Genomic DNA, 14,969 nt, shown 5'->3' on the forward strand with positions numbered 1-14,969 from the left:
GATCGCCTGCCATCCCAGCCATCCTGTAATGGCGATGCCGATCGGTACGCCTAGAATGAGGGCGGTGCTAAAGCCGAGGATAATCGTGCCGATCGCGCTGCCGACTCTTTCTGCCGGCACAAGCTTGGCGGCGATACCGAACGAAGTGACCAGGAAAACGCCGGAGCTGACGCCAAGAATAACTCTAGCCGCGAGGAGGAGGGCGAACGAAGTTGCCGCGACGGATAGGCCGGCTCCAAGCGCGTAGATGACGAGAGAGGCGATCAGTACCTTTTTGCGTTCCAGACGAGAGGTCAGCGAAACTAGAACGGGGGTGCCGATTGCGAAGGAGAGCGAGTAAGCTGTGACCAGTTGACCGGCGAGCGCGATGGAGATACTGAAGTCCTCGGCCAGCACGCGGAGGATGCCGGACACGACAAGCTCTGACGTGGCTGTCAGGAAGACGCCCAAGGTGAGGGCGTAGACGGTTAATCGATGAAGAGAATTCATTAGAATGACCTGCCTTTCGGTTGTTGTTCTGAACTGCTTTATTGAAGTATAGTAAGGTTACGATAATAATGTAAGAACGCAAAAGAAATGGATATAATCCAAATGTTTTGACTTAGTTACAAAAAGTAAGTTAATTTGTCATGAGTGATGATTGAATTGTAATTCGTGGAGGAGGCAAGGGAATGATAAGCGAAGGCAAACATAATTTGAGGAACGCTCGCGATGACGAACAATCCGAAGGCGCGGCCTTGGCGAAACCGGGAGCATTACGGCAGCCTCTGCCGATAGGGACGCCGCCTATCTGCTCGGTGCTCGACATACTGGGGTCCAAGTGGACCTTTCTGGTCATCGCCCAACTGGCGGAGGGGCCTAAACGATTCAATCAGCTTCATCGCGATGCTGCCATAATCCGCACGCAGTCGCTTACTAACGCCCTGCGCCACCTGGAGCAGAGCGGTATCGTTAACCGGACCGTATTTCCGACAGTGCCTGCAACGGTGGAATACGCTTTGACCGAGAAAGGCGCGGACTTCCTGACGGCTCTTGCCGAGATGGAGCGGTGGGCGGAGAGGTGGAGGCCCGGAAGCTTGACGGCTCAATCCCTATAACAGACATTGTGAACGAAGCAGCTCGTCCTTCATTAGAGGGCGGGCTGCTTTTTCTGTTTTTCATCTTGGCAACCAACCGGCATAGAAAAATGTGGCAGAGGTTATACTAATCGATGCTAAAATCTGGATGGCTGCGATACGGAGGCGAACCCATGAAAAGTACGGGACAAATCAACTTTGTGCAATTGTTTATGATGTTTTCGCTTATGAACGGTTTGGCCAGCCATGTCATCGTCAACCCCATGGTGCTGGACGTGTCGGGACGGGATTCCTGGATTACGGCGCTCGTTAGCGGGGCATTTTTCATGTTGTGGGTAGCACTGCTCTATTGGATGATGCGCCGGTCGGGTCAACAGCTCTGGATGGACTGGTTGTCCGCCCGAATTACTCGTCCCGCTGCTATTGTGCTTATGGTACCGGTCGCGATTCATTTGTATTTGGTCGGAGGATTGACCGTCGCCCATACCTCGACATGGACGATTACGAATTATTTGCCCATAACGCCGAAGCTGCTGATCATTGGATGCCTGGTATTATTCTGCGCGGCCATCTGCCTCTGGGGATTGCCAGTTATTGCGGTCGTATCCGGCATCCTGCTTCCCATCGTCGTCGCGCTGGGGATCTTCGTCAGCTCGTTTAACGCGCCGATGAAGGATTACTCGCTCTTGCGACCTGTGCTGGAGCATGGCTTCGGGCCTGTTGCGAACGGCATGGTATATACAGGCGCGGGGTTCGTGGAATTTATCGTCATTATGCTGCTGCAGCACCGTCTTGAGAAGAAGGTGCGGCTCTGGCAATTGCTAGTGTATGTGGCGTTCTCCACGATTATCTCTATGGGACCGCTCATGGCGGCGGTTACGGAATTCGGTCCGGCGGAAGCGATGCATCAGACGACCTCTCCCTACGAACAATGGCGGCTTGTCCAGATCGGTAAATATATCGAGCACCTTGACTTCCTGTCGATTTTTCAATGGCTGTCGGGCGCGTGCATTCGCATCAGTCTCTCGACCTTCTTGCTTGTCGAGCTGTTCCGATTCAAGCGCAAGAACGTTAGAAATATCATCGTTATCGCCGTCATGGCCAGCTATGCGTTGATCGCTATATACCCTATTAATGAATATGACTTCTACCAGTGGATGTCCTTGTATTACATGCCGATCTCATTGGCCGTTCTGCTGCCCTTATCGTTTCTGTGGATGGCGGCAGCCCTATTCCCAAGAAGAAAGAAAAGCAAGGAGGAAGCGACATGAAAAGCGATATCGGGAGCAAGAAAAAGAGCTGGACGGAAGAGAGTTTAAGGGAACTGTTCCGTGGAAGCGACGATGTTTTGTTTCAAACCTGCCGCTTCGGAGACAAAACGGAGGTGGAGGTAGTCTTAGCTTATGCGGAAGGATTGGCACGTACGAGCGATATCGGCGACTATATCCTGCCGGAGCTGGATCGGATGTACCGGGAAGGGATGGACGGGGATCCCTTCAAAAAGCTGTCTGGCGTCCTGCCACTCGTCCAAACGGATCAGAGTCCCGATGAACTGGCGGAGGTGCTCTTCCAAGGGGATCTTCTGCTATTATTCGTCGCGACGGGAGAGGTCGGGTTTATCGCGATTGCGGACAAGCCCACGCGAACGCCTTTCGAATCCAGTACGGAAATTTCGGTCAAAGGTCCGCGAGACGGCTTCGTGGAGGATATTACGGTCAACATCGCGCTGATCCGCAAGCGGCTTAGATCGCCATCATTCCAGGTAGAGCATATGCTTTTGGGTGCTCGTTCGAAGACCCGGATTGCGCTGCTATATTTTCGCGATATTTTAAATCCTACTATTCTGACTGAGATGAAAGATCGGCTTAAACGCATCGACGTGGATGCCATCTTCAGCATCAGCCAATTGGAGGAATACCTGTCGGATTCGAAGTTTAAGCTGCTGCCGGTGGTGGATTTTACAGGTCGCCCCGATTACGTCATGAGCAGTCTGCTGTCGGGAAGAATTGTCATCGTTGTGGATGGTTTGCCCATGGTGCTGATTGCTCCTGCGGGGATTTCCCTCATTTTAAAATCGCCGGAGGACGCCCATTTCAATTACACGTATGTGTCGTTCGCGCGCATCATTAGGGGAATCAGCCTGTTTCTCTCCATTTTCCTGCCTGCGATCTGGGTGGGGCTGATGTCGTTCCATCCCGATCAGATTCCGTACCGCATTATGGCGACGATCTCCGTAACAAGGCTCGGTATCCCGTTGTCTTCGCATATGGAGATGTTCCTCTTGTTGATGCTTCTGGAAATATTCCGGGAAGCCGGCATCCGCCTTCCGAGTGCAATCGGACAAACGCTTACGTCCATCGGCGGCTTGATTATTGGAGATGCCGCCATCCGGGCGGGGCTCGTCTCTCCGTCCGTCGTCGTTGTCGGCGCGATTACCGCCGTATCCGGCGTTACGCTCGTCAATCAGACGTTGAGCACGCAGGTAAGCTTAATGCGGTTTTTCTTCTTCCTGCTGTCCGCGCTCCTTGGCTTGTTCGGCGTTATTCTCGGCATGGTGCTGCTGCTGGGCTATATGGCCAGTTTGAAGCCTTTCGGCGTGCCGTACCTGACTCCGTTGTCCCCGCTTAACTTCAAGCAGCTCGTCGTTTCCTTCCTGCGCGTTCCTTGGAGCAAGATGAAAAAAAGGCCTATGGCGCTGGAAACGATTGATAGCGATAATCAGGGGGGCGACAGCTAATGACATTGAAAAGATTAGCTCTGGCAGCCTCCGTCCTGATAATGCTGCTGGTCTCCGGCGCATGTACCGCTATGCCCGATATCCAAAGCAACGCTTATGCGACAGCAATCGGCATCGATTACAAGAACGGAGAATGGATCGCCTACGCGCAGGTGATCAACTTCTCGACGGTCGCGCACTCCGATCAGGTAGATCTCGGTCCCGGCAAGCCCGTATGGATTGGCTCGGGGAAAGGAGATACCGTGGCATCGGCGCTTATCAGAGTGGGAGAAACGTCGCAGCTTCGCTTGTTCTGGGGACATGTGCAGGTGCTCGTCATCTCGGAGGAGGCGCTTAAGAAAGGCGTGCAGGATATATACAGCGCGATTAACCGTTATCGCGAGGTTCGTTATACCGTCTACGTTTATGGTACGAAGCAGAACATACGCGATGTGCTCATGCAAAAGTCGATCGTAAACATGGCTCCGTTATATACGATGATGTTTACAGGCACGCAGTCCGCCTCCAAAGAAGCGTTTATACTGCCCGTTAAGGCCAATCGGGTCATTGCCCATCTAAATGAGCCCGGCGAACCGGCAGCCATACCTTCAGTCGGAATTGATGGGGGGGAATGGACAGAGGATGAAAAACCTAAAAAGATGATTAGGTTGACGGGGATGTATTTTTTTCGAAACAATCGAATGTCCAGCTGGATGCCCCTGGAGGACTTATATGGCCTCAGGTGGATCGAAGAGGATTTGGAGCGTACTCCGCTGCTCATACGCCGTGAAGGAAAACCGCTTGCGGTGCTCATGCTCTCGCATCCAAGATCGAGCGTCAAGGCCATCTCGGAGGGCGAAGGGAGCCAATTCAGGATACAGGTAAAAGTGAAAGGGTTCGTTATGGAGATAATGGATTGGGCATCGATCAAGGAGATGGAGAAACTGGCGGAGGAAGCCATCGCCCAGGAGGTGGAGATGACTTTCCGGGAAGGAGTGAAGAAAGAAACGGATCCCTTCGGCTTAATGGAGGAGCTGTACCGGAGCAATCCGAGCCGCTTTCGCAAGGAGACAACGGGCGACCATTTTATGCTGTCGAACAAATCGCTTGCCGAAGTAGTAGTGAGGGTAAGACTAACGAACACAGGCAAATATCAAGGCAAGCCGCCGTAATGTTTTCCTAAGCAAGCAGGATTGGGAGCAGAGAGGAGAGAAGTAAATGGCATAGCAAGAAATGGGCTCTATGAGGGGGAAGCGAAGGTAGTGGGTTACGTGGAACAAAAACGAAAAGAGTTGGAGCAGTATTTGCCGGAGTTAACAAGAAGGTCGGATTTCTTCGAGTTCTGGGAAGAGACCATTGCGGAGGCGCAAGAGGTGCCGCTTCGGCCGGAAAGAAGGGAAATCGACTACCCGATTCCCTCGGTGCGCGTGTACGATATTTCGTACAACGGCATGGACGAGACGCGAATCCATGGATGGTTGATCTTGCCGGCCTTTCTGAACAAGGATAAATACCCTTGTGTCGTCCATTATCATGGCTTCAACGGCAGCCGGGGCAATCCTGTGGGCTTCATGCACTTCGTTATGATGGGGATGGCGGTGCTTGCGGTCGATTGCAGGGATCAGGGCGGCAAAACGGGCAACAGCGCCCAGTATACGCATGGCTACTCGTCGAACGTGGCCTGCCGGGGCGTACATAACAAATACGAATATTATTTCCGCCATGTGTACATGGATTGCCTCAAGGCGATCGACTTCGCCTGCGCGCAGGAAGAGATCGACGCGGACCGCATCGTTATCGACGGAGGCAGCCAAGGAGGAGGACTCGGCATGGCGATCGCCGCGCTGGACAACCGCGCGAAGCTGGCCATGGTGGATGTGCCCAGCAACAGCAATATCGTCGCCCGCATCGAAGGAAACCACGGCGCGTTCGGCTCTGTCACGGAGTTTCTGCGCCATCATCCCGAGCTGACGGATCAGGTGATGGACAATCTCAGCTACTTCGATACGATGAATATGGCGGAACGCATTCAGTGTCCCGTGCTGGCATCCGTAGCGCTTAAGGACGAGACTTGTCCTCCCCAAATGTATTATGCGACATACAATCGGATCGTCGGCGAGAAGGAGATCTTTCTCTATCCGTTCAACGGCCATGAGGGCGGGGGCTCTAAGCAAGCGGAAATGAAGTTGGCGCATCTGCGCCGCCGCTTCCCGGACTGGTTCGAAGTTTAATTAATGAGTGGAGGAGGAGAGCATCGGATGTCGAACATAACGGTCGAATGTTCCGTTTGGGTGGAAGCCGGTCCCGACCGGGCCTGGAGAGCGGTCACGAAGGATGAAGAATTGTCGTTATGGTATTCTCCCGGCTCGCCTTGGGATATCCCGCAATTGGAGGCAGGAGCCGAGCTTTGGTTCCACCACACGCCGAACGATTATCATAACGGCTCCGAGGTCGTCTCCTTGAAGGCTGTTATCGAGAAAATCGAAGAGCGGTCGGAGTTCTCCGTTCGGTGGGAATTCAATGGCGAGTTATCGGACATGGTTACTTCGTTCCTGGTGAAGGAGGAGAAGGGCGGATCGACGGTAACGATTCGCGAGACGGGTTACGAGGATGAAGCGGCGGCCGCGCAGACGGAAGAAGGCTACACCATGTCGCTTGCGAATCTATATGCGTATTTGAGCGGGAGCGAGCTGCCTTATTAAGTACGGGAGAACCGACATCATGATGGAAACAGAAAAATAATCTGGCCAAATCATGGGGGGCGGAAAAAGGATGGCAAGAAACAGAGCGATCAATTCGCCATGGATGTATGCATTCGGGATGCTGGCAATGATGATTCCGAGCCATGCTTTCAGCGCTTTTTATGTGTTTTATTATATGGAAACACTGGGGCTTGCCATCGGTCTGGTAACGTTCGCGAGAACGGTGTTCATGATCTGGGATGCCGTCAACCAGCCTTTGGCGGGATACTTATCCGATCGGACGGATACGAGATTCGGACGAAGAAAACCTTGGCTGTACGTTTCCATCCCGCTCTTTTTCCTTATGTTCTATCTGGTGTTCGCGGTGCCGGAGGGGTTGTCCGAGACGGCTCTGTTCGTCTGGTTCCTGGTCGCGCTTGTGTTGTTCGAAGCAGTGGCGACGATTATATGGGTCAATTACGGCTCCTTGTTCCCGGAGTTATATAGAGGGAATACGCTGCGCAAGAAGGCTTCGGCCATTCAGCAAGGGTATCAGATCGTCGCGATTCTCATCGCTTCGGTCGCGGGACCGATTCTTTACGACGGCCTCGGCTTCGGCCCCATGGCACTTATATTCGGCGGCATGTTTGCTGTATTAATGATCCTGTTCCTTCGGTTTACGCAGGAGGACGAAGAAGCTCGCAAGACGCCGCGCATGGGGCTCAAGGAGTCCTTCGCGGCCACGGTGACCAATAAGCCGTTCTGGATTTTCAATATTGCCAATTCGTTCGCCCAGACGGTGAACGGGTTGCTGAGCTCCATGATTCCCTTCTACGCCAAATACGTGCTGAAAGTGCCTCCGGAGCAAGTTTCCTTGCTGTTGGCTTCCATATTCGTTTCCGTGATTCCGCTTGTTGCCGTCTGGTTCTGGATCATTAAACGGATGGATAGCGTCAAAGCGTGGCGATTGTCGCTGCTCGCATATGCGCTGTCGGTCATCCCGTTATGGTTCGGAAGCAATCTCTTTACCGGAATTGCGGCGGGCGTGTTGGTCGGCTTCGGCCTCGCTGGATTCCTGGTAACGCCGCCTGTCGTGAACAGCCATATTATCGATCTGGATTATGCAGAGACGGGAAGGCGCAGGGAAGGTGTCTATACGGCGGTCAGCGGTTTCATTACGCGCTCCAGCGGCTTGATCTCGGTCCTGTCCGTCCTCGTTGTTGGCGTGCTGCTAGGCTACGAGAGCGGCGATAATCCCGGCGACAATCCGGAGTTGACGTTCCGCGTCCTCATCAGCGTGGTGCCGTTTGTTTTGCTTGTTATATCGATAGCGTTGTCATATTTCGTCCGATTGAAGCCGTTGCCTGACAGTGAGCAGGCATGAGGGTGGATTAGGGTAGTCAAGGGTAATGGGATCGACTTGACAGCCCCCTTTCGAATACATGCACTTGCAACCTCCGAAGTCTGTATGATAGGGTAACGTAAGAAGAGAACCGGAGGATTGAGAGTCATGACGATAATGTACGAAATTACGATGGATTTGACCGCCGACTGGATCAAGACGGTAAAGGAAGTGCTGCGAGGAGCGGGCTACGAATTGGAAGAAGGTTTGCCGGCTTCCGAGGTTGCGGAGCATTACTTCCGCCTTTCTCTACCCGATGATAGAGCGGAGGAGTTGGCAAGCGAGACGCTGCGACGGCTAAAAGAAATGGAGTCGATCATCATCGACCACATGAACACCACGATCGTTCCCGACATTCGGCAACGCACCAAGTACGAGGGAAACACGTTCCACTTCAGCTGGGTATATAACGAAGGCGAGCATATTATCGAGCTGAATTCGGAGTACCGGATTCCGATTTAGGCTAACGTTTATGTAGAGGGTGCGGCGTCGACTTTGGCGAGCGGTTCTCCGGAGAGCAGCGGCTTTGCCGCTTGGCCGGTGTGATATAGTGCGACAAAAAGCGTATCCTGCGGGATGCGCTTTTTGCTGCTATTATAGAAAAACATTAGCATTCTCCTTATTTGACCGATCTCTCGGGATGAAAGGCGCTGCGCCGCCAAAGGAAGGAGAGACGGGTTCAACTTGCCTTCGGTTATGTGCGCGCGATAACAATTGTACAAAAATACACAAATAGTAGCTGGTGCGTGCTTGTTTTCTGTGTATTTGTAAAAATATACATAAATTTAGGCTCGGAGAGCTCTAAAGCGATGATGCGAAGCAGAAATTTGTGTATTTTCGTACAATTTACTGCTTTAGATGGGATTACGTCTGTGAATTTGAGTAGATTTGTACAATTGTAGAGGAAGGCTGAGGATCGGCTCAGTCGGCAACAACGTAATGGAAACCACAGCACTCACAGTCGGCAACAACTTAATGGAAACCACAGCGTCCAGTTAGTGTTGCAATCAACGTACCCTATATCATTAAATGCGAAGGCTCAGGAAGGCAATGCCCTGCTGGTTGCGCACCTCCTTCAGTCTACTTTTGCGGCTGTATTTCTCCCTTTACATAAAGGGAGGTGTTGGCAACTCGGCTCGGCGCGTAAAAAATCGCGATGATAAGCTCGGCGATTAACAAGTTAAGCGCGAAGGCTGAGAAGACGCCGAACGTGTAGCTTGTTTCATGCGGAAGTCGCAGCCCTTGCTCTGCAAGGAACGCCATCGTGTGGACGAACACATTGGTGAAACAAAAGACATAACTGCGAACCATCGAACGTAGATGGCCGACGAGGTCCTTCTTTTTAATGCGCATAATAGCAATGACAGTAAAGGCCGGCCATACGATGTTCATCATATTATAAGCGACACTGACGGGTTTGCCGCCTGTTGAGTAGGGAGCCATGTAACCGGAAGTAAGGACAACGAGCATGACAGACACAACATAAATGTATCCGTTGACGCGGTGAAACCCCCGGAATCGATTCCGGATGTATTTGGAGAAATTCATCGCCCCCGACGCAGTGGCAATCGTCGCGAACGCGACATGCACGTACATGACGTTTAGCCATACGGGGAGGTTGAGAACGCGGTCTATTCCTGTTTTGAGCGCGAGGAATTGCTCCGCCTGCGGGTCCACAACGTAATTGTCCACCAGAACGTAAACGAGATAGAGAGATATCGTTACAAGCAAAAAGGCAAAAAGCCGCGAAGTTTTCATTTAAGGACCTGCCTCTCAAGCACGAATGAGTAATTCGCAAGCGGTGGCGCTTGCGGATAATTTTACAGAGATGGTCACATTTTTAGTATAAATGAAGTGTACGTGAATATTTTCACGTAATGTTACAAAATAGGCACAATTTTTGAGATTTGTGCGTCCATGCCCACGTTAGCTCGTGCATAAGTAGCTCGATCGAATGTTGGTGTTTGCGGAAGCGACACTGTTACAAAACAAGCTAAAGCCCTTTAGCAACCGGTATCGATATACCCGACACCGGCTGTTAAAGGGCAAATAGACTACCGACTATGTTTCTCTTCCCAATTAATCTGCGCCGTGAAACGAAGCTGGCCGATCTCTTGCTCGCTCAAGGCAGGAGCTTCTGACGTCTCTCCCGTGTTCACCAGCACTAGCCGCGATTGTTCGCTCCAGCTAACATGGGCACCGAATGCTTCCAGGACCATTCGTGCCGGAATATAGGTGCGGCCATTTATGATTGTTGCCGGCGCGCCTAACGTCTGCGATTTGCCGTTCACAAGCGCTGAGCCGGATCCAATAGTCAGCTCTATAGTGACATCGCCTTTGCTGGCTGTTACTTTGCGTTTCGCCGGGTCCCACAGGACAGAAGCGCCAAGCTTCTCCAACAGCTCGCGAAACGGCAAAAGAGTGGAGCCGTTGCGAATAACTGGTTCATCGCGAAGCGGGAGGAACTTGTTGTTCCATACGACGGCAGCATTGTAATCGATGGCGCTAGTTGGGGCTGTGAGATTAATCAGCCAATCGCTTGCTGGCGGTAAATCTCCGGCTGAGCCATCTGGGACAGGGACCAGCCATTCACCTGTATGTGCATAAATGAAAGGATGATCGCCCCAGGGTGTGATCGGAACCTCGGGTTTGACACGTAGTTGATAGTAAAGCGAGGCCTGACCAGGCGAGTCGTCCAAATAAAGCTGCTCCAGATCAAACAAGGACAGCAACCTCTTTTTTGCTATATCCCGGGGGTAGGCGGCAACGATCTCCTTAATCGGTGCAGTGGTGCTAGAGTTATAGTCCACGGCCCAATCTCCGTTGGCATGTATAGTATAGATGGAATACGCGGTATACTGCGGTGGATAGTCGCCATCGTCCGTTTGCCACAATCCCGGTTCGAGTACTGGCTCCACCTTGCGGTAAAACGTTGTTGCCGCTTCCTCGAGTGAAATCATGTCATCTGGAGTAATAAATTCAGTATCTGACCAAGTCAGAGAATGTGCAACGACCTTGCCTAATTCCCGATCCACGTAGATGATGAACCGGTTATTATCATAACGAATGCCTTCAAAGGAACGAACAAACTCTACGCGATGGTAGACGTTTGTTTCGAACCTCAAGGAATAGTAGCTGTGCGGATAACGCCACAGCGTCCAATCCGTATCCAGATCCCAGCCCTGGCTTTTGGTATATGCCTCCGCAATGGATACGGCTTCCGTGTAAGTAACCTTTTCCTCGCCCAGGAACTCTATCGGTACGTTGTCATCGTGGACGGACACTCTGCCCAAACGTTCATCCAAACTCACGGGAAGTCCCGTCTCTACGTTTAAACCGATCGTCCCTTCACGATCCCAATCTAACATCGTGTATTGAATTGTCCAAATATCGTGGGCTAGTCTAGCAGTATAATGGTCGGCTTGCTGCGGTATCAGCTTTAAAGCTATCGCCTGGTTAATCGCGGAGCTCTCTGTATCGAGCTTCTTGATGGGACTCTTGTCGCGGGCGATAGTTGCAAGCGTGGCAGCTTTGGCTGATTGCTCAGTGTTGCCGTCTACGCCCAAAGCTCCGGCTTTATGGTTAGCGCCTTCGTACGAACTGAGCAAGAGCGTCACGAATACAGCCGCCGCCAAGACCCGGGCATTTCTTTTGCTTGTTTCCAAGGATTCCACTCCCCGCCACAATAAATAAATATTCCCAATTATTAAGACGTCATTTATGCAGGAAGGTTGCGATCTGCCATCTGCAAAGTTACGATAGTGATAGTGTTTTTTGAAGCTGAGAAGGGAAGTGGCGCCAATGGACAAAATGATGTTTGTAGAAATCGGAATGGGAATCGACCTGCATGGTCAAAACGTGACCAAGGCGGCGGTGCGCGCCGTGCAGAACGCTATTCATCATAATTCGATGCCGGGTATTCGGTCCGTGCTTCCTGGCGGTGATCTGGCCAATATGAAGGTGAACGTGAGGCTGGCGGTGCCTGCGGATAGAGAGAAGCTTGATCTGGAGCGGGTCAGAGAAGAGCTGCCATACGGACAAGTTACATTCGAAGTTGTGGACGGAGGCATGCTGACGAGCAGCGGCATTCTGCTCACGGACAAAGATGACGTCAATGATCTGGCATATGTCGTCATCGCGTCTGTGGAGGTTGGCTATTAGCTTTTGAAAATGGGAGCGGCGAGTCGCTTCGGCGGCTCGCCGCTATTATTCAGCGCGCTTGCTTAACTCCATTGCTGCCTAACGCAATCCATGCCCACGGGATGTAACGCTGCGCGAATGCGACGATTGCCCAAGTGCCGAATAAAGCCAGCAGGAAGCCGACAATGTACCAAATATGGTAGAGGTAAGGCTCGGCGTGCAAGGGACGAAGCTCGCGATATGCGGCCAACAGCAGCGGATGCAGCAAATATATGCCGAAGGAATACGGACTAAGCTTCTTCAGAAAACGCACAATGCGGGTATGCGTCCATCTGATCTCCAGGATTAAGGCTCCGTAAGTCAACGTCAGAGCAGACAAATAGGAGTAAATGCTCCCCGCGAAGTAGAATGCCCACGTTGGGGGCGTAATCGTATTTATTCTAAACTTGTACCACAAGACGATATAGGCAAGCCCGGAAGCAAACCAGCCTCCCCAAAGCAGAGCTAGCCCGAATCGATGAACGAGACCCCGGCGTAACGACACGATTGCTGACCGGATCTCCTCATACTTTATGCCGACGAATACGCCCAACATGTAATATCCGAAGTAGGATAGAAACCAGCTGGCGGCATTCGGAACATCCACGAATTGGCCTGCGATATAGAATGCAGCTTGTACGGCAATCCCGAACGGAATTCCCCAAGAGACAAGACGGGGGAATGCCTGAAGCAGTCGCAGTACGAACGGGAACAGCGCATAGAACTGAATGATGATAAAAATATAATAAAGATGAGCGTAAGCGGTCCCCGTTGCCAGCTTTTCGAGAAAATCTGGCAGAAGGGAGGCTTGGAGATCCCTCCCGGCTCTCGTAACCTCGACGGCGATATAGTAGATTGCCGAACATACAGTATATGGTATAATGATTTGGGTCGCCCGTTTCCTATAAAAGGAAAACATTGTCTGTCCTGTAAACGAAATGTTGCCGTAGCGCTTGAACAAAACAAGACTGCTCAGAAACAGAAAAACGGGAACGGCGAAATTCATTCCGATATTCGCGGCGATGTAAAGGAAGTAAGCGACTGGCGAAGAATCCGTCATTTCGATGGTGGCGAAGGACGTGGAGTGAATGGCAATGACGGCAATAATGGCGAATGCTCGCAGCAGATCAAGCTCTGCAATCCGCGATTGCGGCTTCGGAACTGTAATGTTGGAATTCATGAATACCCCCGACAGGTGATGTTCTTATATTTTCCATTTAAGCCAAAGTCAATTGTCATCGACAATTAGTCCCGTGTCAAGCGGGGAAATGCAGGAGGAACCTATACAATGATGCGCAAGAAAAGAACGGCACTACTTACGGCGATACTATTAATTGTCGTCATTGCGGCGGCAGCGGCAGGCTGGATCTGGTACAAGGAACGGAATAACACGGTGAATCGGAATGAGCCTCAGGCTCTGTTGCAAGTTGAATCTATCGCGCAGCCCGAAGACAACTATGATGTCATCGTGGCGGGCACGGATCCCGAGGGCATCGTGGCGGCCATTTCCGCGGCGCGAAACGATCAACGCGTATTGCTGGTCGATGGGCGGAATCGCGAAATTCTGGGCGGACTCATGACGCTGGGCTGGTTGAATTCGCTGGATTTGAACTATTCGCCGGAGCAGTCCAAGCTGTCCGGCAAACATAATTTTCTCAACAAGGGGATCTTTCAGGAATGGTACGACATGATCGAAGGGACTTCGTTCGACGTCAATACGGCGGCTAACGCGTTCTACGAGCTAGTGAATGCGGAGCCGAATATCGATCTCCTCATGAAGACGAAGTTCCTGGAGCCTATCATGGAGACGGGCAACAAAGGCTCAGGCCAAATGATTACGGGGCTTCGCCTGGAAACAGAAGGCGGCGTAGAATATGCCGTTCGTGCTGGAGCGGTCATTGATGCTACGCAGGACGGAGATATCGCCGCGCAAGCCGGCGTTCCGTATTCGGTGGGTCGCGAGGATATCGGAAGGTCGCAAGACCAGCAGGCCGTCACGCTTGTTTTTAAGATGAGCGGCGTGACCCAGCAGGTGTGGGATTCCTTCGCGAACATCGGCGACGGCACGGGCATCGACAGCATGAGTGCATGGGGGTTCATAAAGTCGAGGGAATACGTCTCTTCGAATCCGGAGCGGGTCGGCATTCGGGCATTGAACGTAGGCAGGCAAAACGACGACACGATACTGATCAACGCGATGCATATTTTCGGCATTGATCCGCTGAATCCGGAATCCGTGCAGGAAGCGCTTGAGATTGGAGCCAAAGAAGCGCCTCTGATCGTGGATTATCTTAAGAAGACGTACAAGGAGCTTAAGGACGTCGAGTTCGCGGGAGTGGCACCGGAATTGTACGTGCGGGAGACTCGTCATTTTGAGGGCGAATATCGTCTGACCGCTGTCGACGTCGTGGACAACCGCGACTTTAAGGATGCTATCGCCTACGGCTCTTACAGAATCGATATCCAGCGGCTTAACGCGCAGGATCAAGGAGCCATCGTCGCGGCGCCGGAACGATACGGCGTGCCGTTCCGTGCTATCGTGCCGCTTGCGGTGGACAACCTTCTTGTCGTCGGTCGCGCAGCCAGCTTCGATACGATTCCGCACGGCAGCGCCCGCGTCATCCCGCTTGGCATGGCAACCGGCGAGGCGGCAGGCGCCGCGACGAAGCTGGCAGCGGAGCTTGGCTTGTCGTTCCGCGAGCTGTCGCGTTCGGATGCGGATATCGCGGAGCTGCGCAAACGTTTGATGGCGCAGGGCATGGAGCTGGAGCCGGTTAAATTCGAGACGCCAGAATATGCCAAACACAAACATTATCAAGGGCTGCTGGCCGCCGTAAGCATGGCGCTGACGTTCGGCGGCGATCATAACGAAACCTTTAACCTTGATGGCATCGCAACGGCGGGGCAAATCGCCC

General features: G+C 52.3%; 15 protein-coding genes. 10 read left to right on the forward strand and 5 right to left on the reverse strand.

Going from position 1 to position 14,969, the window contains the following annotated elements:
- Positions 1-489: MFS transporter (locus tag PAT3040_RS39130; RefSeq protein WP_258235209.1), on the reverse strand; the 489-nt coding region annotated here is incomplete at its 3' end.
- A 182-nt stretch (positions 490-671) separates the two neighbouring features.
- Between PAT3040_RS39130 and PAT3040_RS29095 the strand changes: the two genes are divergently transcribed.
- The 8 genes from PAT3040_RS29095 (at position 672) to PAT3040_RS29130 (ending at position 8,337) form a co-directional block, all read left to right on the forward strand.
- Positions 672-1,097: a winged helix-turn-helix transcriptional regulator gene (locus PAT3040_RS29095; protein WP_108995434.1), complete on the forward strand. Its 426-nt coding sequence runs from the start codon at positions 672-674 to the stop codon at positions 1,095-1,097.
- A 152-nt stretch (positions 1,098-1,249) separates the two neighbouring features.
- Entirely contained in the window at positions 1,250-2,347 is a 1,098-nt protein-coding gene (locus PAT3040_RS29100) for a GerAB/ArcD/ProY family transporter (RefSeq protein ID WP_108995435.1), read from the forward strand.
- Positions 2,344-3,813: a spore germination protein gene (locus PAT3040_RS29105; protein WP_108995436.1), complete on the forward strand. Its 1,470-nt coding sequence runs from the start codon at positions 2,344-2,346 to the stop codon at positions 3,811-3,813. The genes PAT3040_RS29100 and PAT3040_RS29105 overlap by 4 nt, the downstream gene beginning before the upstream one ends.
- Entirely contained in the window at positions 3,813-4,964 is a 1,152-nt protein-coding gene (locus tag PAT3040_RS29110) for a Ger(x)C family spore germination protein (protein WP_108995437.1), read from the forward strand. Before PAT3040_RS29105 ends, PAT3040_RS29110 begins: the two co-directional genes overlap by 1 nt.
- Before the next feature lie 99 nt (positions 4,965-5,063).
- Positions 5,064-6,023, forward strand: coding sequence for an acetylxylan esterase (locus PAT3040_RS29115; RefSeq protein ID WP_258235210.1), 960 nt, complete (start codon positions 5,064-5,066; stop codon positions 6,021-6,023).
- A 27-nt stretch (positions 6,024-6,050) separates the two neighbouring features.
- Complete coding sequence (locus PAT3040_RS29120) at positions 6,051-6,494, forward strand: SRPBCC domain-containing protein (RefSeq protein WP_181376905.1); 444 nt, start codon at positions 6,051-6,053, stop codon at positions 6,492-6,494.
- Between the two features lie 70 nt (positions 6,495-6,564).
- The gene (locus PAT3040_RS29125) at positions 6,565-7,857 is read left to right on the forward strand and encodes an MFS transporter (protein ID WP_108995440.1); all 1,293 of its coding nucleotides are present in this window, start codon (positions 6,565-6,567) and stop codon (positions 7,855-7,857) included.
- Between the two features lie 126 nt (positions 7,858-7,983).
- Positions 7,984-8,337 carry a hypothetical protein gene (locus PAT3040_RS29130; RefSeq protein WP_258235211.1) on the forward strand — a complete coding sequence of 118 codons (354 nt, stop codon included), beginning with the start codon at positions 7,984-7,986 and terminating at the stop codon, positions 8,335-8,337.
- 8 nt (positions 8,338-8,345) lie between these two features.
- Here PAT3040_RS29130 and PAT3040_RS37565 read toward each other — a convergent pair whose 3' ends face one another.
- From PAT3040_RS37565 to PAT3040_RS29140, 3 genes are all read right to left on the reverse strand, one after another.
- Complete coding sequence (locus PAT3040_RS37565; RefSeq protein ID WP_181376906.1) at positions 8,346-8,483, reverse strand: hypothetical protein; 138 nt, start codon at positions 8,481-8,483, stop codon at positions 8,346-8,348.
- A 472-nt stretch (positions 8,484-8,955) separates the two neighbouring features.
- On the reverse strand, positions 8,956-9,633 hold the full coding sequence (locus PAT3040_RS29135; protein WP_108995441.1) for a DUF2306 domain-containing protein: 678 nt from the start codon (positions 9,631-9,633) through the stop codon (positions 8,956-8,958).
- 296 nt (positions 9,634-9,929) lie between these two features.
- Entirely contained in the window at positions 9,930-11,540 is a 1,611-nt protein-coding gene (locus PAT3040_RS29140) for a copper amine oxidase N-terminal domain-containing protein (protein ID WP_108995442.1), read from the reverse strand.
- Positions 11,541-11,676: 136 nt separating this feature from the next.
- On the opposite strand from PAT3040_RS29140, the gene PAT3040_RS29145 reads away from it, so the two are divergent.
- On the forward strand, positions 11,677-12,036 hold the full coding sequence (locus PAT3040_RS29145; protein ID WP_087571869.1) for a Lin0512 family protein: 360 nt from the start codon (positions 11,677-11,679) through the stop codon (positions 12,034-12,036).
- Between the two features lie 49 nt (positions 12,037-12,085).
- Here PAT3040_RS29145 and PAT3040_RS29150 read toward each other — a convergent pair whose 3' ends face one another.
- The gene (locus PAT3040_RS29150) at positions 12,086-13,234 is read right to left on the reverse strand and encodes an acyltransferase (RefSeq protein ID WP_108995443.1); all 1,149 of its coding nucleotides are present in this window, start codon (positions 13,232-13,234) and stop codon (positions 12,086-12,088) included.
- Between the two features lie 108 nt (positions 13,235-13,342).
- Between PAT3040_RS29150 and PAT3040_RS29155 the strand changes: the two genes are divergently transcribed.
- Positions 13,343-14,969: FAD-dependent oxidoreductase (locus PAT3040_RS29155; RefSeq protein WP_108995444.1), on the forward strand; the 1,627-nt coding region annotated here is incomplete at its 3' end.

The sequence above is a fragment of the Paenibacillus agaridevorans genome (genome assembly GCF_003112455.1).
In the GTDB taxonomy this organism is placed as follows: Bacteria; Bacillota; Bacilli; order Paenibacillales; family Paenibacillaceae; genus Pristimantibacillus; species Pristimantibacillus agaridevorans.

Coding starts and splice junctions, on each gene's coding strand:
- PAT3040_RS29095 (WP_108995434.1), top strand. CDS start 672: ATGATAAGCGAAGGCAAACATAATTTGAGGAACGCTCGCGATGACGAA.
- PAT3040_RS29100 (WP_108995435.1), top strand. CDS start 1,250: ATGAAAAGTACGGGACAAATCAACTTTGTGCAATTGTTTATGATGTTT.
- PAT3040_RS29105 (WP_108995436.1), top strand. CDS start 2,344: ATGAAAAGCGATATCGGGAGCAAGAAAAAGAGCTGGACGGAAGAGAGT.
- PAT3040_RS29110 (WP_108995437.1), top strand. CDS start 3,813: ATGACATTGAAAAGATTAGCTCTGGCAGCCTCCGTCCTGATAATGCTG.
- PAT3040_RS29120 (WP_181376905.1), top strand. CDS start 6,051: ATGTCGAACATAACGGTCGAATGTTCCGTTTGGGTGGAAGCCGGTCCC.
- PAT3040_RS29125 (WP_108995440.1), top strand. CDS start 6,565: ATGGCAAGAAACAGAGCGATCAATTCGCCATGGATGTATGCATTCGGG.
- PAT3040_RS29130 (WP_258235211.1), top strand. CDS start 7,984: ATGACGATAATGTACGAAATTACGATGGATTTGACCGCCGACTGGATC.
- PAT3040_RS37565 (WP_181376906.1), bottom strand. CDS start 8,483: ATGTTTTTCTATAATAGCAGCAAAAAGCGCATCCCGCAGGATACGCTT.
- PAT3040_RS29135 (WP_108995441.1), bottom strand. CDS start 9,633: ATGAAAACTTCGCGGCTTTTTGCCTTTTTGCTTGTAACGATATCTCTC.
- PAT3040_RS29145 (WP_087571869.1), top strand. CDS start 11,677: ATGGACAAAATGATGTTTGTAGAAATCGGAATGGGAATCGACCTGCAT.
- PAT3040_RS29150 (WP_108995443.1), bottom strand. CDS start 13,234: ATGAATTCCAACATTACAGTTCCGAAGCCGCAATCGCGGATTGCAGAG.